Source organism: Corynebacterium sp. Z-1 (genome assembly GCF_031844665.1).
Classification (GTDB): Bacteria; Actinomycetota; Actinomycetes; order Mycobacteriales; family Mycobacteriaceae; genus Corynebacterium; species Corynebacterium sanguinis.
Window position 1 is genome coordinate 306766 of the sequence record NZ_CP134621.1, and the last position, 17086, is coordinate 323851.

The 17086-nt window shown below is 65.3% G+C and carries 20 protein-coding genes; 9 read left to right on the forward strand and 11 right to left on the reverse strand.

The annotated features are described in order from the left end of the window. Positions 1-87: 87 nt before the first annotated feature. A complete protein-coding gene (locus tag RIU96_RS01450) occupies positions 88-1227 on the forward strand; it encodes an MFS transporter (RefSeq protein WP_144823469.1) in 1140 nt (379 codons plus the stop codon). On the opposite strand, the gene RIU96_RS01455 is transcribed toward RIU96_RS01450, so the two are convergent. Next, the gene (locus tag RIU96_RS01455) at positions 1205-2719 is read right to left on the reverse strand and encodes a TM0106 family RecB-like putative nuclease (RefSeq protein ID WP_144823467.1); all 1515 of its coding nucleotides are present in this window, start codon (positions 2717-2719) and stop codon (positions 1205-1207) included. The genes RIU96_RS01450 and RIU96_RS01455 overlap by 23 nt on opposite strands. A 33-nt stretch (positions 2720-2752) precedes the next feature. On the opposite strand from RIU96_RS01455, the gene RIU96_RS01460 reads away from it, so the two are divergent. Continuing rightward, a complete protein-coding gene (locus tag RIU96_RS01460; protein WP_144823464.1) occupies positions 2753-3397 on the forward strand; it encodes a DUF6474 family protein in 645 nt (214 codons plus the stop codon). Here the strand turns inward: RIU96_RS01460 and RIU96_RS01465 are convergent. Both RIU96_RS01465 and RIU96_RS01470 read right to left on the reverse strand, forming a co-directional pair. Beyond that, positions 3394-4032 carry a response regulator gene (locus tag RIU96_RS01465; RefSeq protein ID WP_136651315.1) on the reverse strand — a complete coding sequence of 213 codons (639 nt, stop codon included), beginning with the start codon at positions 4030-4032 and terminating at the stop codon, positions 3394-3396. The two genes, RIU96_RS01460 and RIU96_RS01465, sit on opposite strands and share 4 nt — an antisense overlap. Then, complete coding sequence (locus RIU96_RS01470; protein ID WP_144773399.1) at positions 4033-5271, reverse strand: sensor histidine kinase; 1239 nt, start codon at positions 5269-5271, stop codon at positions 4033-4035. It lies immediately after the preceding gene. On the opposite strand from RIU96_RS01470, the gene RIU96_RS01475 reads away from it, so the two are divergent. The 3 genes from RIU96_RS01475 to RIU96_RS01485 are packed head-to-tail and all read left to right on the forward strand — an operon-like array spanning position 5270 to position 7805. Next, positions 5270-5869, forward strand: a complete 600-nt coding sequence (locus RIU96_RS01475) for a DUF2020 domain-containing protein (protein WP_259801882.1) — start codon at positions 5270-5272, stop codon at positions 5867-5869. The two genes, RIU96_RS01470 and RIU96_RS01475, sit on opposite strands and share 2 nt — an antisense overlap. Beyond that, entirely contained in the window at positions 5866-6840 is a 975-nt protein-coding gene (locus RIU96_RS01480; RefSeq protein ID WP_144773401.1) for a TIGR00730 family Rossman fold protein, read from the forward strand. Before RIU96_RS01475 ends, RIU96_RS01480 begins: the two co-directional genes overlap by 4 nt. Then, entirely contained in the window at positions 6837-7805 is a 969-nt protein-coding gene (locus RIU96_RS01485) for an SGNH/GDSL hydrolase family protein (RefSeq protein ID WP_136651318.1), read from the forward strand. Before RIU96_RS01480 ends, RIU96_RS01485 begins: the two co-directional genes overlap by 4 nt. Positions 7806-7808: 3 nt before the next feature. Here the strand turns inward: RIU96_RS01485 and RIU96_RS01490 are convergent, their stop codons facing one another. Together RIU96_RS01490 and RIU96_RS01495 are read right to left on the reverse strand one after the other, a co-directional pair. Next, on the reverse strand, positions 7809-7961 hold the full coding sequence (locus RIU96_RS01490) for a hypothetical protein (RefSeq protein ID WP_136651319.1): 153 nt from the start codon (positions 7959-7961) through the stop codon (positions 7809-7811). After that, positions 7962-8762 (reverse strand): class E sortase, encoded by an 801-nt coding sequence (locus RIU96_RS01495; RefSeq protein ID WP_136651320.1) that lies wholly within the window; start codon positions 8760-8762, stop codon positions 7962-7964. 52 nt (positions 8763-8814) lie between these two features. Here RIU96_RS01495 and yidC point away from each other — a divergent pair, with 52 nt between their 5' ends. After that, positions 8815-9948 carry a membrane protein insertase YidC gene (gene yidC / locus RIU96_RS01500; protein ID WP_311205060.1) on the forward strand — a complete coding sequence of 378 codons (1134 nt, stop codon included), beginning with the start codon at positions 8815-8817 and terminating at the stop codon, positions 9946-9948. On the opposite strand, the gene RIU96_RS01505 is transcribed toward yidC, so the two are convergent. The 4 genes from RIU96_RS01505 to RIU96_RS01520 form a co-directional block, all read right to left on the reverse strand. Then, on the reverse strand, positions 9936-10568 hold the full coding sequence (locus tag RIU96_RS01505) for a TetR/AcrR family transcriptional regulator (RefSeq protein WP_136651322.1): 633 nt from the start codon (positions 10566-10568) through the stop codon (positions 9936-9938). The genes yidC and RIU96_RS01505 overlap by 13 nt on opposite strands. A 142-nt stretch (positions 10569-10710) precedes the next feature. Further along, positions 10711-10971, reverse strand: a complete 261-nt coding sequence (locus RIU96_RS01510; RefSeq protein WP_136651323.1) for a GlsB/YeaQ/YmgE family stress response membrane protein — start codon at positions 10969-10971, stop codon at positions 10711-10713. A 107-nt stretch (positions 10972-11078) separates the two neighbouring features. Then, positions 11079-11978, reverse strand: a complete 900-nt coding sequence (locus RIU96_RS01515) for a universal stress protein (RefSeq protein ID WP_136651324.1) — start codon at positions 11976-11978, stop codon at positions 11079-11081. A gap of 126 nt (positions 11979-12104) precedes the next feature. After that, entirely contained in the window at positions 12105-12251 is a 147-nt protein-coding gene (locus RIU96_RS01520) for a hypothetical protein (RefSeq protein WP_170228628.1), read from the reverse strand. 20 nt (positions 12252-12271) lie between these two features. Here RIU96_RS01520 and RIU96_RS01525 point away from each other — a divergent pair, with 20 nt between their 5' ends. Next, positions 12272-13243, forward strand: coding sequence for a pseudouridine synthase (locus RIU96_RS01525; RefSeq protein WP_144740407.1), 972 nt, complete (start codon positions 12272-12274; stop codon positions 13241-13243). Positions 13244-13407: 164 nt separating this feature from the next. Here RIU96_RS01525 and RIU96_RS01530 read toward each other — a convergent pair whose 3' ends face one another. Further along, positions 13408-13563, reverse strand: coding sequence for a hypothetical protein (locus RIU96_RS01530; RefSeq protein ID WP_186309879.1), 156 nt, complete (start codon positions 13561-13563; stop codon positions 13408-13410). A 547-nt stretch (positions 13564-14110) separates the two neighbouring features. Between RIU96_RS01530 and istA the strand changes: the two genes are divergently transcribed. Both istA and istB read left to right on the forward strand, forming a co-directional pair. Next, the gene (istA, locus tag RIU96_RS01535) at positions 14111-15319 is read left to right on the forward strand and encodes an IS21 family transposase (protein WP_136651651.1); all 1209 of its coding nucleotides are present in this window, start codon (positions 14111-14113) and stop codon (positions 15317-15319) included. Beyond that, on the forward strand, positions 15316-16104 hold the full coding sequence (istB, locus tag RIU96_RS01540) for an IS21-like element helper ATPase IstB (protein ID WP_144740410.1): 789 nt from the start codon (positions 15316-15318) through the stop codon (positions 16102-16104). The genes istA and istB overlap by 4 nt, the downstream gene beginning before the upstream one ends. Before the next feature lie 182 nt (positions 16105-16286). Here the strand turns inward: istB and RIU96_RS01545 are convergent, their stop codons facing one another. After that, a complete protein-coding gene (locus RIU96_RS01545) occupies positions 16287-17084 on the reverse strand; it encodes an ATP-binding protein (protein WP_006839082.1) in 798 nt (265 codons plus the stop codon). Positions 17085-17086: the final 2 nt, after the last annotated feature.

A 17086-nucleotide genomic window follows, 5' to 3' on the forward strand; every position in this document is an offset into this window, starting at 1 on the left:
TCCCCGCGCCCTTCCGCGCGGCGAGGGGGTCTATCGTTGCACACTGTGAGAAGGGGTACGCGCGAGTACGCGAGGGCATCGCTGGCCATGATTGCCCTGGGCCTGGCCATCTTCAACTCCCTATATTCCACTCAGGCGCTGCTGCCGACGCTGAGCCAGCAGCTTGAGGTATCGCCCTCGGTCGCGGCGCTGAGCGTTTCCGCCGCCACCGGGGCGCTGGCGTTGTGCGTGGTGCCTTTCTCCGTCCTCTCGGAGAAGTACGGCCGTGGGCGCATCCTGATCATCTCGGCGCTCGCCGCCACGTTAATCGGCCTGGCGCTGCCGCTCGCGCAGAGCGCGCCGCAGCTCATCGCGTTGCGCGCGGTGCAGGGCGCGATGATCGCCGGGGCCCCTGCGGTTGCGATGACGTGGCTGGCGGAGGAAGTCGACGACGCGGATTTGCCCGCGGCGATGGGGCTCTACGTCGCGGGGACGTCGATAGGCGGGCTCAGCGGGCGCCTGATTCCCTCGCTCGTGCTCGAGTTCGCGTCGTGGCGCGTCGCGCTCGTGGCCACGTCGGCCTTCGCCCTCGTTCTCGCCGTCGCGGTGGCGCTGTTGCTGCCGCCGCAACGCAACTTCCGCCCGAAGGAGTCCATCCGCCCCAGCGCGGAGATCCGGGCCATGGCGCGCCACCTGAAAAACCCGCGCCTTGTTGCGCTCTACCTCACCGCGTTCATCGGCATGGGCGTGTTCGTGTCCATGTACAACTTCTTCGGCTACCGCGCCGTTGACCACTTCCGCCTGCCGCCGGCGCTGGCTGGCCTGGTGTTCGTGATGTACCTCTCGGGCACGTGGTCGTCGGCACGCGCGGGCTCGATGGTGCACCGATTCGGGAGCGGCCGCGTGGTCGGGGCGGGCGCAACGCTGATGCTCCTCGGCGCGCTGGCCGCGGGCAGCGGCGCGTTGTGGCTCGCGCTCGCCGGCCTGCTCGTGTTTACCGCGAGCTTCTTCGCCATGCACTCCACGGCCTCTGGGTGGGTCGGCCAGATCGCGCAGCGCGACCGCGCGGAGGCGTCGAGTATGTACGTGCTGTGCTACTACTTGGGCTCGTCGATCCTGGGCGCGGCCACCGGCGCCGCCTTCGAGGGTCTGGCCTGGTGGGGCTTTACCGCGGTGCTCGCCGCCCTGCTCGCGGTGCTCGTCGGCGTCGCGCTCGCGCTGGCGCTTAACCAGCGACGTCGCTCATAAGCGGAACCCCCGGCGCGCCGTCGCTGAGAAACTGCCGCACCGCCCGCGTCGCGCGGCAGTCGTCCTCGTTGTAGCGCAGCAGCATGTCGCGCGCCGCGGCGTCGCCAAGCCGGGCCGCGCGCCGCAGCGCGACGGAGCGCTCGCCGTCGACGTCGTCGTCCTCCCACTCGAAACCGACGACAGGCCCGAGCGCTTTGAGCCCCAGCCCATCGGTTCCCACCAGGTACGTGCGCACATGCGCGAACACGTCGACCCACTGCGCGGAGGCGATGAACTCGCGCACCTGCTCCTCATCCACGGACCCGAAGCGCCGCGCCGAGGACTTCAGCCAGTGGTTTTCCCCGCCCGCCGCGTAGCAGTACGCCGCGAACGTCTTGCCCGCGGCGAGCGCCTGCTCGCGCTGCTCCATCAGCCACGTCCAAAAGTCGAGGAAGTTCGCTTCCTCCCACTCCCCGCCGACTTCGTCCCAGGTCACGAACGCCCGGTACGCCTCGCCGTCAAAGGTGCCCCACAGGTAGGCGCCCTGATCGAGGTAGGCCTCCATGTCGATGTCGATCTCCACGTCGGCGCGCGGCACGCTCATCTCGGTGGTGCGCTTGAGCACGGGGATCCCCTCGCGCCAGGCGCGCGCGATGGTGGAGGGTTCGCCGGCGCGGGCGTCGATAAGCGCTTGCACCGTGGTGATCCCCTGGGCGCGGAAACCGTCGGCGCGCCCGCCGGGCAGGACCAGCGAAATGTCGTCCGCGCTTTCGAGCTGCGGCTCGCACAGCGGCCAGAAGCGGCAGGAGGCGCACTGCTTCAGCCTGCGCGGTTCGGTGGGCGTCGGCGCGCGCAGGGCGGCAAGCAGCGGGGGGATGAAGCGCTGAACGTCGGTGAGGTAGGCGCGCGAGCGGTCCTGGCCGATCAGCGCGGTGCGGGCGTCGGCACGCTCACCGAGCAGAAGGTGGGCCAGCGCAAGCCGGTAGCCGTCGATGGTGTGGTGGCGCAGCTTCGCCCCCGTTGCCAGCGGCGCACCCAAGGACAGCCGGTGCGCGGGCACGAATTTGAGCTTTTCGCTTGTCGACGCCCTAGCCACGCGGTGGTTTGAAATCATCACCGGCATGTACGTGCGCTGCCCCGCCTCGTTGCGCGCGAGGATGTCGATCTCCGCGACCACACCGACACCTGCGACCTCGCCGGTAAGAACAGCGTTGGTAATGATGCTCGCGCCGGCCTGAATCGCCGCGCGGGCGCGGGCCTCGGCCTCTTCGATGCCGCTCACTGGGTCCAGGTCAACGCGGGTAAACGCCCGTGAGCTGCCGTCGCCGAGGGCACGTTTGACGGGTAGGGCGGCGAACACGGCGGCGCGGCCCGCGTCGATTTGCGGCTGGCGGGCGAGCGCCTCGGGCAGCGGCGGGATGTCCGGGTGCGCGTGGCGCTGGCGCAGCCGGTAGCGGCAGCCCACGAGGTCGGAGGCCCGGATGAGTTGAAAGTCGCTCACAGCGACCCCCATCCTATCGGCCCATTGGCAGGTAAGGTATGTCACATGGGAATTATTGAAACGATCCGGAAGAACCGGGCAAAGACCAAGGCCGAGATTAAGGCCGCTGAAGTACGCGCCCGCCAGCTTGCTAAGAATGAGGCGAAGCAGCAGCACCGCACCGCCAAGTTGCTCGATAAGGCCGAGAAGCGCCTGCTTAACGAGGAAAAGGAGGGCCTCAAGCGCAAGCGCAAGCACGAGAAGAAGCTTGCCGAGGCTCACCTCAAGCGCGTTGAGGAGTCCGGGCTGACCAAGAAGAAGGCGAAGAACTGGGTCGGCGCCGCACGCGTTTTAATTCCCGTTCTGCTTCCGCTCGCGTACAAGGCGATGACCTCGTACCAGCAAAACCGCATCGAGTCGCGCGCCAACTCGATGGGCCTGAGCTCCCAGGACCTGGCTCGCCACTCCGGCCGCGGCGCGGAGCTCAAGGCGCGCATCGAGGCGCTGCGCGGCCAGACCAACAACCTGCACAACACCCCGTCGCTGTCGTCTAGCTTTATCAAGGACGTTGAGGTGCGTCTCGACGAGCTCGAACAGGCAGTGAGCAACGCAGAGCGCCTGGATACCGAGCAGCAGCGCCTCGCCCACGTCGCCATCGAGCGCGACCTCGACGAGGTCACCGGCGAGATCCAGGAGAAGTCGGGCCGCTAGAGCATGCCCTGTTCCCGCGCCGACGCCACGGCCGAGGTGCGGGAACGAACACCCAGCTTGTCGTAGATGTGCACGAGGTGGGACTTCACGGTTGCCTCCGACAGCATCAGCTCGTGGCCGATTTCCCGGTTCGACGAGCCCCCGGCGACGAGCTGCAGCACCTCCAGCTCGCGCGGCGTGAGCGAGAAGCGCGGGGTGCTTTCGCGCGTCTCTAAGCGGGTGCGCACGACTTGGGACAGCGCGGCGTCGCCTCGCGCGGCGGAGCGCACCGCCGCCACGAGCTCGGCCGGCGGGGCGTCTTTGAGCAGGTAGCCCACCGCGCCCGCCTCTATTGCGCCGAGGATGTCGGCGTCGGTGTCGTAGTTGGTCACCACCAACACCTGCGGCGGGGACTCCATCGTGCGGCGGATCTCGGCGGTGGCCTCGGCCCCGGTGGTGACCTTCGCGCCCTCCGCCCCGGCGCCGAAGCGCAGGTCCATCAGGATGACGTCGATGCCGCCGGCCTGGGCCGTCGAGATCGCGCCCTCGGCGGTAGCGACCTCGCCGACCACCATGATGTCGTCGGCTTCTTCCAACACGGCGCGCAATCCCAGCCTGACAATCTGGTGGTCATCCGCCAGCAGCACCCGAATCATTTACATCTCCTCCATCTTTTGATTGATGTTACCGGGTACCGCGGCGGTCACGGCCGTCGGCCCGCCCGGCGCCGACTCCACGATCAGTTCCCCACCGAGCTCTTCGGCGCGCGAGCGCATCGCGGAGAGCCCGAGGTGGCCGAGCCCCGTCGGCGCGCTGCTCAGCGCCAGCGGGTCGAACCCGCGCCCGTTATCCACCACGTCGAGCCGGACTTCCTCGGGGCTGTACGTCAGGGTGACGCGTATGCGCGTTGCGCCAGAGTGCTGCACCGCGTTCGACACCGCGCCCTGGGCGATGCGCAGCAGACCCGCCTCGCACCGCATCGGCAAAAGCGTGTGCTCCCCGTCCGCGTCGACCTCGATGTCGATGCCGCTGGCCTGCGAGAAGTCGCGCGCGACCCGTTCGAGTGCTTGGCGTAACGACGCCTCCGTCAACGGCGCGGGCGTCAAAGCGGCGATCATCGCGCGCGTCTCCGCCAAATTGTTCGACGCGGCCCGGCGCGCCGTCTCAATCCGCGACTTCGCCCGGGAAAGCTCGTCGGGCCTCAAGCCGGTGGCGTCGAGGTCGCGGTCCGCGGCGTGCAGCAGCATCTGGATGCTGGACAGGCCCTGGGCGACGGTGTCGTGGATCTCGTGGGCGAGGCGTTCGCGCTCCTGGGACACGCCCGCTTCGCGCTCTGTGGCCGCGAGCTGCTGGCGCGTGGCCAAGAGCTCGTCGATAAGCGACTCGCGCTCCTTGCTCACGCGGGCAATGGTGGTAAACGCGTAGTTGGTGGCGATGACCACCAAGGCGGACAAGACGGGCCCGATCACACCGCCGAACGTCAACCCGGTGGGCACCTGCGCGCCGACCGCGATGCCCAGGCCGAGGGCAACCCAGACCACGCCCCGCCAGTCGTTGAACGTGCGCAGGTAGACGAAGAAGAGGATGAACACCCAGTAGACGGCAAGCGGGGTGACCATCATGTCGGCGATCCACATGCCTGTCAGCGCCATCAGCCAGCCTGCCTGCCCGGCGCGGCCCCAGCGCGGCATTTCGACGAGGCCGTAGAACAGCAGGAACGCGAAGATGGAGACCAAGACGATGTGCAGCAGCGCCGAGTTCAGCGGCATCTGCACGAGCGCCAGCAGGGAAACCACCAGCAACGATGCCGACAGCACCGTGATCCCGGTGTCCAGCGCCTTGTTGTCGGGGACCTCGCGGGGTTCGCTGTCCAACTTCACTAGTCTGGAGGCCATGCGCTTTACCCTACCCACCCCCGGCCGGCGCCTTACCGGGCCTGGCGTGGCGCTTGCGATCGCCGGACTCGCGGTACTCGGCGCCGGCTGCGCGCCGGAGCCCTCGGCGGAACCCAGCGCTACTCCCAGCTCCGCACCGCAGCCGGTCAGCGACTCTGGACTGGGCGTGACCGAGCTGCCCGCCGTGGAGAAGGACCCAGCCGGAACCTGCCCCTATTTAGATACGCAGTGGGTGGCCGAGGCGAACGGCCAGAAGGTCACGGCCATCGGGGTTGACAATCGCTTCGACACCCCGGCGTGCGTTTTCTGGTCGTACCCGGAAGAACCCCAGCTCACGGTCATGGTGCGGCACATGGCCAGCCCCGAGGAAGCGATGGCGGTGGTCGATTGGGCGGCACCCATTGACTACACCGACCCCGCCAGCGAGCCTGAGGGGTGGAACGGCGGCCGCCACGGCGGCGGCGCTGTGCCCGAGCGCATCGGCGCGGCGTACTCGGTGGCGAAGGGGCCCGTGGCGGTGACGGTGTTTACCAACCAGAACGAGTCGGTCAAGGCTCAGGTTGTGGCCGAGCAGGTTATCGCTAACCTAAACCTGTGACCCTCCCCCAGCCCATCCGCGTAGCCGCGCTCGTGATCCGCGACGACGCTGGCCGCGTGTTGTGCGTGCGCAAAGTGGGCAGCCCCCGGTTCCAGCTGCCGGGCGGCAAACCCGAGGGCGATGAGCCCCTGATTAACTGCGCGCTGCGCGAGACGCGCGAGGAGGTCGGGCTTAACATCGATGCCTCCGGGCTGGGTTTTGTCGGCGTCTTTACCGCCGAGGCCTCCAACGAGCCGGGCTTTATGGTCACCGGCACGGTGTTCATCCGCAAGCCCGCGCCCGGCGCGCTGCACCCAGTCGCCAGCGGCGAGATCGACGAGGTCCGCTGGGTCGACCCGCACCACCCCGGCTCCACGCCGCTAGCGCCGCTGCTCGCCGGGGAGATTTTCCCCGCCCTGCGCGCGCGTGAGATCAACGCCATCGCCGTTTTCGCGGGCGCGAACTTGGGCAGCGACCCCGCCAACGCGAAGCTTGCCGACGCCCTCGGCGCCGCCCTGGCCCGCCGCGGAATCGCTTTGGTCTACGGTGGCTCGCGCCTCGGCATCATGGGCCGGGTCGCGGAGGCGACGACGTCCCACAACGGCAACGTGATTGGTGTGCTGACCAACCATTTGGCCGGCCACGAACTGCGCTACGAGGGCCTAACCAGGCTGGAGATGGTGGACACCCTGGCGCAGCGCAAGGCGCGGATGGCGCAGCTGTCCGACGCCGTCGTAGCGCTGCCCGGCGGCACGGGCACCCTTGATGAGCTCTTCGACCAGTGGACCAGCCAGCAATTGGGCTACCATAGCCGGCCTATTGGCTTGCTCGGGGTGCAATTCTGGAGCCCATTCGTGTCTATGATTGATCACATGGTTGCTCAAGGTTTCATCCGCCCGACTGATCGGGCGTCGCTTGTCCTCGCTGATGACGCGGACATGCTTATCGACGGCCTACGCCGCTGGGTTCGACCCGTTCCGAGGTGGACATGAGGCGTGTCGCGGCATTCGCCGCCACCGCCGTCACCTCCGCGTTCCTGCTTACGGGGTGTCAATCCACACCGATCGACAACGTGAGCACGCACACGTCGGTCGCCCCGCCCCTAGGCGTGACCCCGACTGTCGACCCGAACCCCACCCGCGAGCAGGCCACCGCGATGATGCCAATCGCCGACCTTGAGCCCTCCGACATCGACGTCTACGTCGCCATGGGCGATTCGTATGCGTCGATGGGCTCGGCAACGGGCGAGAAGGCAGACTCCAGCTTCTGTGCGAAGTCGAAGGACAACTACCCGAACGAGCTCGCGAATCGCCTCGGCCGCTCGGTCGAGTTCACGGACGCCACGTGCCAGGGCTCGACGACGGAAAACATTATGGGCCCGCGCATCGAGGAGGACGAGAACGTCAACATCGCCCCGCAGATCGAAAGCCTGCCGCGCGACGCTGACCTGGTCACGATCTCCATCGGCGGCAACGACATGGACTTCGCCAACATCGCCCGCTGCATTAACGAGATGATGGAGGGCTCGGACCGCAACTGCGCCCAGGAGTTCGCCCTGCCCACCGCCCAGCGCCTCGCGGAGCTACCGTCCAAGTTGACCGCGGTTCACGATGAGATCCGCAAGCAGGCCCCGACCGCGATCGTGATCGCCACCGGCTACACCCCGTTGGTGTCGGTGGAACAGCAGTGCGAGCTGACGGAGCAGGTGGGGCGTGAGGGCGTCGAGTGGGCCGTGTGGCTCACCGCTGCGATCAACAACGCGGTGAAACAGTCCGCGGAGGCCAGCGGCGCGATCTTTGTGCTGCCTGACGACGTCGAGCACCACACCTCATGCGCCGTGCCCAAGGAGCGCTGGGCCGACATCGACGGCTCCGACACGAATTCCTACCCCGCGCACCCGACGCCGAACGGCCAAGAGACGATGGCGAAGACCGTCGCAGAGGTGCTGGGCCGCTAGACGCTACACAACGACGTCGTTGTACGGCATCTGAGTGGAAACCCACGGGAAGACCACTTCCATGAGCAGGAAGAACACGGCGACGGCCAGCGCAAGGGCGAGCAGCACCTTGACGGGCTTCGGTCCGGGCAGCAGGTGCCACAGGGCCTCGTACATTTAACTCACCTCCGTCATTGCCGCCGGAATTCCGGCGGCTTTGTCCGTTGCTTCGGTCTGCACCGCGTGGATGATCATGCGCTCCGCGTTGGAGAACTGCGGGTGGCACGTTGTCAGCGTTAGGATGCCGACGGCGCCCGGCGCGACGGCCACGGTGGCCGTTCCCGGCACAGGGTTGAGAACGCTGACGTCGTTAGGCAGCGTGATGTGGCGGCCTTGAACCTGGGAGTAGTCGCCGCCGATGACCCTCTGCGCGATGTCGCCCGGCAGGCAACCGGAGGCCTCGGCGGAGCGGGTGCCCGCGTCGGTAGCCATGGGCAGCACCCTGTAGGTAACCCACTGCGTTTGCGTTTCCACCACGATTGCGTCGCACGCGCGAAGGGCACCCAGGTCGTTGAAGGGAGCGCCCTTGCCCACGCGGTGCCCGGCGACGGCGAAGTTACCTGGCTCCCCGGGCAACTGGGTATCGGGGTAGCGGCCGGGCCCGGCCAAAAGGTCCTGCTCGTCGACGCCCTCGATAATCGCGAACTGGTAGTCGGAGCCGAACGCCGGGATGTACATGCGGGCGAACGCCTCGCCCAGCTCGCGCGTCGATGCGGTGCGGGGGTTGACCCACTGCTGCTCAAGGGAGTTTTCGGCATTGTTTTGCAGTTTCGCCGAGGCGAGGTTTGTCCAAAACGCTTCGTAGAACGCGAAGAGCAGGAGCAACACGCCAAAGGTGAGCAGCGCTTCGCCAACGACCTGGCTCGCGCTGGTGCGCCGTCGCGGCGGGGCGACGGGTGGCGGCTGGGTGGAGAGCATGGCCTAACATTAACCTAGTTGCCCAGTCGACCCAATAGGTGGTATTTGCCCGATGATTGATGCCTTTGTCTACCCCGTATCGGCGGTGATGAAGTTCTGGCACTGGCTCCTCGCCGGAGTTTTCGGAATGGAAAGCTCGAACTCTTGGGTCGCGTCGGTGGTTTTGCTGGTGGTGACAATCCGCATCGTCATCGTTCCTTTGCAGTGGTACACGTACAAGACTGCCCGCGTGGTTGTGTTGATGCGCCCCCGCTTGGCGGAGATTGAGGCGCAGTACGCCGATGAGATCACCCCCGAGAGCATCCAGGCGCACGAGCGCGCGAAGAAGGAGCTGCACAAGGAGTACAACTACAACCCGCTGGCGGGGTGCCTACCTGCGCTGATTCAGATTCCGTTCTTCCTCGGCCTGTACCGCTTGTTGCTGCGGATGGCGGTGCCCTCTTCCTCAGCGGGCCACTCGCTGGGCGTGCTCAGCCCGGCCGAGGTGGAGTCCTTCCGCGCTTCGACGCTCCTCGGTGTGCCTTTGCCCGCGTACGTCTCAATGACGCCCGAGCAGTTCGCCCATCTGGGCACAACGCTTGCCGACGTCCGCACCCTCGCGATCCCGATGCTCCTCGCCGCAGTCTGCTTCACGACGCTCAACCTGGCGATCTCGCAGATTCGCTCGCGATCCACGCTGGACTGGGGAAGCGCACTGGCGCACCGCTCCTACGTGTTCATCTGGGCACTGGTACCCGTCGCCGGCCTTGGCCTGGCGTTCGCCGGGCTGACGGGCTTGGTCCCCATCGCCCTGCTGCTGTACTGGGTTAGCGGAAACTTCTTCACCTTTATTCAGACGATCGTGCTGTGGTATCTGATGGTCAAGCTTTATCCGCTTGCCGACGACCACCGCGCCCACATCTTGGAGAAGAAAAGCGTGGAGCTCTCCCACCGCCGCGAGGCACGCGACAAGAAGCGATCGCGCCGGCGCAGGAAGCTCTCGGCCATGTCCAACCCCTCGGCTTACGCGCAGGTGCGCACCGAGATCAGGGCTGAGAAGGACGCGGACAAGGCCGCCGCCGAAGAGGCGAAGGCGGAGAAGAAGCGCGCGAACGCCCAGCGTCGTGAAGCAATGCGGGAGATTAGGAGAAAACGTATCGCGGAGAGGAAGCAGCGCGGCTCGTCTGACGATTCTCAGATGGAGTAGTCGATCGCCGGCGCCGCGAGCAGTTCAACCGCGAGCTCGCGGCCCGTTTCCAAGGGCCCGGTGTTGCGCAAGATCCGTGCGCCGGACAGCCCACCCTCTAAGAAAATGAGCAGCTGGTCTGCTTGCTGGTCGGACGCGTAGCCGTTTTTCGCGGTGAGAAGCTGGGTCATGGTCGAGTGCAGCCACTCCCGGTGCGCCGTAGCCGCCGCGACGATGCGTCGCTCGGAGTCGGTTTCCGGGCGGGGGTATTCATTGGCGGCGTTGAGGAAGGGGGACCCGCGGAACTCCTTTTGGGGTTCTTCCTCGATCGCCATGTCAAAGAAGGCGAGGATTTTCTGGTCGGTATCGCGGGTCTTCTCTGTCCGCGCCTGCCAGCGGCTGCGGTAGCCCTTGTCGAGCTCTTCGAGGTACGCGATGACGAGGTTGTCTTTCGAGCCGAGCAGCGAGTAGAGCGACGCCTTAGCGACGTCTGCCTCACGGAGGATGCGGTCAATGCCGATGACGCGGATGCCCTCTTCGGTGAAGAGCTTCGTCGCTGCGTCGAGAAGCCGGTCCCGCGGTGTTGGCCGATTTCGGCGCCGCGCGGGTGCCTTCTTCTTGCCCGGCGATCCGGTCGTCACCTCTACCCCTTGTCTGTCACCCTAAATCGTTCCCTACTCAATATAGACAAACCGGTACGTTCACACCAGCCCGGGTAGGCAAAAAGCGGCCCCCACCGCACCTTAAGGCACAGTGGTGGCCGCTTGGCAGCGGTCGAAGCGCTTAGCGGCGCGAACCGCTGAACATGTTCACGATGGTCAGCAGGATCACTGCACCAAACAGGCAGGTGATGAAGCTCATGAAGATGTTGCTCATCGGGTCGTCCATGAACAGGCCGAGCAGCCAGCCGCCGAGCAGGCCGCCGATGATGCCGACGATAATGTTCAGCGGGATGCCCATCTGAGCGTCGCGGCCCTTAATCATCGAAGCAACCCAACCAGCGATGCCACCGATGATGATCCAACCAATCCAACCCCAGGTCATAGTTCAAGTTCCTTTCAAGTAGCGATCAATGTCTTCTCTATTGTGCATCATTGCCGCACGCTTCTCTGCACCAAACTACCCAATTTCGGTTACGAGTCGGAAACGATTCAGATTCCGCGAACAACCATCATGGGGCACGGTGCGGACTGCAAGAGCGCACGCGACGTAGATCCTAGCAGCATTCCCTTGAAACCACCGCGCCCGTGGGAGCCCGTGATCAGTAGCTGCGCGCCTCGCGCCGCCTCCGTCAGAGCCCGGACGGGACGATCGCGGGTGATGATCTTGCGCACCGGGACATCGCCGTACTGCTCCTGCAGCCCGCTCAGGTAGGTGGACAGCTTCTCTTCCTTCTCCTGCTGCATGGCGTACCAGTAATCTTCGGTGATCGCGTAACCGGAGCCGGGGCCTTGGATGGGGGCGTCGATCCAGGTGTGGACGGCGACGAGTTCCGCGTCGCGGGCGACGGCCTCCTCGAAGGCGACCTCGGTCGCTCGCTTGGACACCTCGGAGCCGTCGACGCCAACCACCACAGGACCGTACTTGTTGTCCTCGGTGACGTTGTTGTCCTCGCGGACTACTACGACGGGGCAGGAGGCGTGCGACACCACAGCGCCGGAAACGGAGCCCAGGACCATGCCCGAGAGCCCGCCGAGGCCGCGCGAGCCCATGACGATCATGGTCGCGTCGTTCGACATCTCAAGGAGCATGTCAATCGGCGAGCCCTCCGCGACCGCGTGACCGATCCGGATGTCAGGGGCGATGCTCAGCGCGAGCTCACGGGCGGCATCAATCTTGGCCGTGGTCTCGCGCTGGAGGTCGTCGAAAAGCTCTTGTGGCGGAACCATGCCTTCCGCGTACAAGAACTGGGGCATGGTGTAGCTGGCCGCGAGCTTCAGGGAGATGTCGCGCTTTGCGGCGGTGTTCGCCGCCCATCGCACTGCGTTGTCGGACGCGGGGGAGCCGTCAACGGCAACGACCACAATGTCTTCGCGGTTTGCGCTAGTCATGGGAAACACCCTTTCGGTTGTCGGTGCGTTCCGGCCCTAACCTGACTGTGATTCGTGCTCGAACCGGATCGCTTCTACACCCTTATTCTAGCGCCCCGCGGTGGGCTGAGTCTGTGGTCGCTATGCTTATTTCGGGATCTCGATGGGGTACGCCGCGTCAGCGTTCGACGGGTACAGGAAGCCGTAAATCGCCTGCAGTACGTCGAAGATGATCTTGCCAATACCGTCAGAGAAGAACGCCACGAGCGGCGTGAGAATAGCGTTAAAATCCATGCACTAAACTTAGCGCAATTATGGCGCGGAGGAAGAAAAACGGGGCAATTCCTTTGCCCCCTCGAAGTGGTTTGGGCGCGAGCCGCGTGCGGCTTCCCGACGGCGACCCGGTCACAGCATTCGATTTCATCGTCCGCGTCATCACTGAGCAGCGGCATCGGCACCCGGATGACGATGACTCCGCGGTTCTGGAACGCTTCGATTCCGGGGAAGTTGTCCTCCGCGACGGCACCGCGCTGCACCCAGATCAGCTCGTGCAGCCAGGCACGGACGTCTTCTTTTACCGCCGGCCGGCCCCCGAAAAGCCCGTTCCCTACGACATCGAGACGGTTTACGAGGACGACACCATCCTCGTGGTGGACAAGCCACCATTCTTAGCGACGATGCCACGCGCCGCGCACATCACCGAATCCGCCACCGTGCGGCTGCGCCGCGCAACCGGCAACGAAGACCTCACGCCCGCCCACCGCCTCGACCGCATGACCTCGGGGCTACTCCTGCTGACGAAGCAAAGACAGCACCGCGGCGCCTACCAGGAGCTCTTCGCCGCCCGGCAGGTTCGCAAGCGCTATGAAGCGATAGCCGAAGACATCGGCATCACCGCGCCCACATCATGGCACCACCACATTGACAAACAGCATGGCGAGATCGCCTCCACCGTGATCGAGGGCAGGGAACCCAACGCGCTCACTCACGTGCGCGAGGCACTGCGTATCGACGCCCCCACCATGCAATCCCTCCACAGCGTTACATTCCCCCTCGCGCGCTACCTCCTCGAGCCCGTCACCGGTCGCACCCACCAGCTGCGGGTGCAGATGAACGAGGCAGGAGCACCCATTCTCGGAGACCCCGTGTACCCCACCGTCAACCCCTTCGGGGAGGAGGACTTCGCGGTGCCCATGCGGTTGAAGTCGGTTTACCTCGGCTTCCGCGATCCCCTTACGGGCGCGGAGCGTGAGTTCGGTGTCCCCGGGTTCTTGGAGGTGTCCTAAGGGGAGTCCGCAGTGCGGACTGGCGTGGGGAGTGCACACTTTTCGACGCTCGGACTCTGCCGTGGCGGAGTTAATGGGGCACGCCCTGCGAGTGGCCATGGGCGGAGCATTATAAGCTTGACCGAGGCGGTGGCTCGAGTAATCTAACTCTGCAGCTTCGGAGTCTACTGTGCGCGCTCATCGAAGACGAGGCGCTTTGGCTTCACCGCGTAAGCCGGCACGTCCTTCGACTCTGCCGTGGCGGAGTTGGCGGAGTCCGCAATGCGGAGTGGCCGGGGGGTGGAGCGCTCGTGGAGCGAGCGATGCGTTGGTTCGAGCATCATCTCACTCTGCCGTGGCAGAGTCCGCACTGTGGACTAGCCGAAGCCGAACCATGTTGTCGCACAACGAAACGGCTTCGGGAAACGCCACCCAGCTCAGCCGCTGAAGAGTCGTGAACTCTTCGTGCTCGCTTTACTGAGCCGGCTCGATGAACTTGTTCCCGACTCTGCCGTGGCAGAGTGCGCCGTGCCGAGGAGCTCGTCCATTTAGGAATGCGCCGCGGGCAGCGGCTGGGTCACACGTTATACAACTTCGCCATGGCGGAGTCCGCATTGCGGACTAGCCGAAGCCGAACCATGTTGTCGACCTCGTTCTGGCTAGTGCGAATCCGATGGACTCTGCCACGGCGGGGTTGGTGGAGATCGCAATGAGTACTCCCTAGATTTCGGTTCGAGCGTCGTTTAACTCTGCAGCTGCGGAGTCCACTGTGCAGGCTCATCGAAGACGAAGGGTTTTAGCTTCACCGTGTGTTAGCGACGCTTGAAAAGTAGCCCACCTACGACGATCGAAAAGTAGCCCACCGACAAGATTGGATGGGTGATATCCGTGGAAGATTGGGCACAGATCAGGTACCTGCGCAAGCAAGGCCTGTCAATCAGGAAAATCGCGGCCGAAGTTGGCTGCGCCAAAAAGACCGTGGAAAGGGCGTTGGCCGCAGATAAACCACCCGCGTACAAGAAGCGCGCAAGCACCGTCACCAGCTTCACCCCGTTTGAGCCGCAGGTGCGTGCCCTGCTGGAGCAGACCCCGACGCTGCCGGCCACGGTGATCGCCGAACGTGTGGGTTGGACCGGGTCGATCACGTGGTTTCGCGACAATGTCCGTCGCATCCGCCCCGACTACCAGCCGGCGGACCCGGTGGACACGCTGACCCACCGCCCGGGCGAGCAGATCCAGTGCGATCTGACCTTCCCCGCCGGCGGGATTCCCGACGAGACTGGGGCGAGGATGCCGTTCCCGGTGCTGGTGATGGTGGCGTCGCATTCGAGGTTCATGGCCGCGCGCGTCCTGCCGACACGCACGACCGGGGATCTGATCGCCGGGATGTGGGCATTGTTGTCGACGTCGTTTCAGGCCGTGCCCGAGCACCTGTTGTGGGACCACGAGACCGGCATCGGACAAAAGACACTGACCCAGCCGGTGCTCGCCTTCGCCGGCACCCTGGGCACCCGGATCCAGCAGGCCCCACCCCGCGACCCGGAAACCAAAGGCGTGGTGGAACGGGCCAACGGGTACCTGAAGTCCTCGTTTTTCCCCGGCCGCGACTTCACCCACCCGATAGATGCCCAGCACCAGCTGGACGACTGGATCACCGGGGTGGCCAACCAGCGGATCCACGCGACCACGAGAAAGATTCCGGCGGTGGCCTGGGCGGCGGACAAGGCAAGCATGACCGCCTTGCCGCCGTATCCCCCGCAGGTCGGGGTGCTGCGGCAGGTACGGCTGCCGCGCAACTACTACGTCGCCGTCGACGCCAACCATTATTCGGTGGATCCGCGGATGATCAACCGGATCGTCACCGTCCACGCCGACCTGGAGCAGGTGATCGTGCGCGCCCCGGATGGGGTGCTCGTCGCCCGCCACGAGCGGGTGTGGGGCGCGCATCAGACGATCACCGACCCGATGCACGCCGCCGTCGCGAAGCAGATGCGCCACCAGCTGGCCACACCACCTGCCCCGCCACAGGCGGTCGAGGTCGAGCAGGCGGACCTGGGCATCTACGACCGGCTGGCAGGCCTGGAGGTGGGGGCATGACCCGGGCACGTCACACCGAGACCGACGCCGAGCTGGCTTACCTGGCCAGGGCATTGAAGTCCCCGCGGATCGGATCGGACTACGCGGCCATCGCCGCCCAGGCACGGGAGGCGTCCTGGACCTATGAGGAGTACCTGGCGGCGGTGTTGTCGGTCGAAGCGTCGGCCCGGGCGGAATCCGGAGCCCAGGGCCGGATCAGGAGGGCGGGCTTCCCACAGATCAAGACGATTGACGAGTTCGACTTTTCCACCCAGCCGGCAATCGACCGGGGCCGTATCGCTCGGCTGGAAACCGGCGGATGGATCACCGAGGCCGGCAACGTCATCTTCCTCGGCCCACCCGGAACCGGCAAGACGCACCTGGCCACCGGGTTAGGGGTGATCGCCGCCCGGCAGGGCTACCGGGTCGCTTTCGATACCGCCGCCGGGTGGATCACCCGCCTGACCCAGGCCCACAGCACCGGCGGGCTGAACGCGTTACTGACCAAGCTCAGTCGCTACCACCTGCTGATCGTTGACGAGGTTGGCTATGTCCCGATCGAGGCGGACGCGGCGAACCTGTTCTTCCAGCTGGTGTCGGGCCGGTATGAGCGCGGTTCGTTGATCATGACGTCGAACCTGCCGTTTTCCCGTTGGGGCGAATGCTTCGGTGATGTCACCGTCGCCGCCGCGATGGTTGATCGCATCGTTCATCACGCGGAGATCTTCACGCATAAGGGCACCAGCTACCGTATCGCCGGCCGGGAAGGTGTCCTACCGTCGATCGCCGCTGAGCGTCAGGCATAATAAGCAGCACATGATTTTGGGCTACTTTTGGCCCGTCGTTATTGGGCTACTTTTCAACCGTCGCTGACAACCGTGTAAGCCGGCAGGCCGGCCCAAATGACGGGCGTTTCTTTTCGGTACCGGTAGGGCGGTATCGGGTACCGGGGTGTTGGTGGTTGCCGGTACCCGGTTTTTACCCCCGGTTACGACTTTCGGGGTTGACGTAGCCGTGTGGGTGTCGTAGGGGCCATCCTTTCTTGTTTGATGTCGTCGCGGGTTCGCATGTCTTCTCCTGTCAGGGTGAGTTTCGAGCCGTGGTTGGCGAGTCTGGACATGACTGCGTCTGCCAGTGCTGCTTCTGAGAAGACGTCGTACCAGTAATCGGGTTCGTGTTGGCTGGCGATCACGGTAGAGGCATGTTCACGCCCGACGAGCAGGTTGAATACCTGGTTCAACGCGTGCGCTGAGACATCGGTGGCGAGAAAATCATCGATGACGACAAGTGCCGGGGCTTGCAGGTCAGCGAGGAGTTGTTTGCGGGCCTGGGGATGCTCAGCCGCAGCGTCGAAATCGTTGGCCAGGTCGTTGAGCCGGAAGTAACGGGCGGTGAGCTTTTTGCGGCACGCCGCGACGGCCAGGGCTTGAGCGAGAAAACTTTTACCGGTGCCGGTAGCTCCCACGATGATGAGGTCTTTGCCGTAGTCGATCCATTCGCAGGTGGCGAGCCGGTCGATGCGGTCTTGGGTTACACCGCGGCCGGGATAGGCATCGAAGCGCTCGAGTGCGGCGGTTGAGCCAAGGAGTTTCGCTTCACGCAACCTTGTCTGGATGACCTTGTTGTCGCGGGCGGTGAGTTGGGCTTCGAGGGCTTCTTTGATCTTGTCTTCGAAGGAATCGTTATCGCGCGTGGGGTCGTTGACGATCTCTTGGATCGTCGCGGCGAACACGCGCATCCCGCGCAGCGAGCCGAGCTTGTCGAAATCTTCATCGGTTAACGCCATGA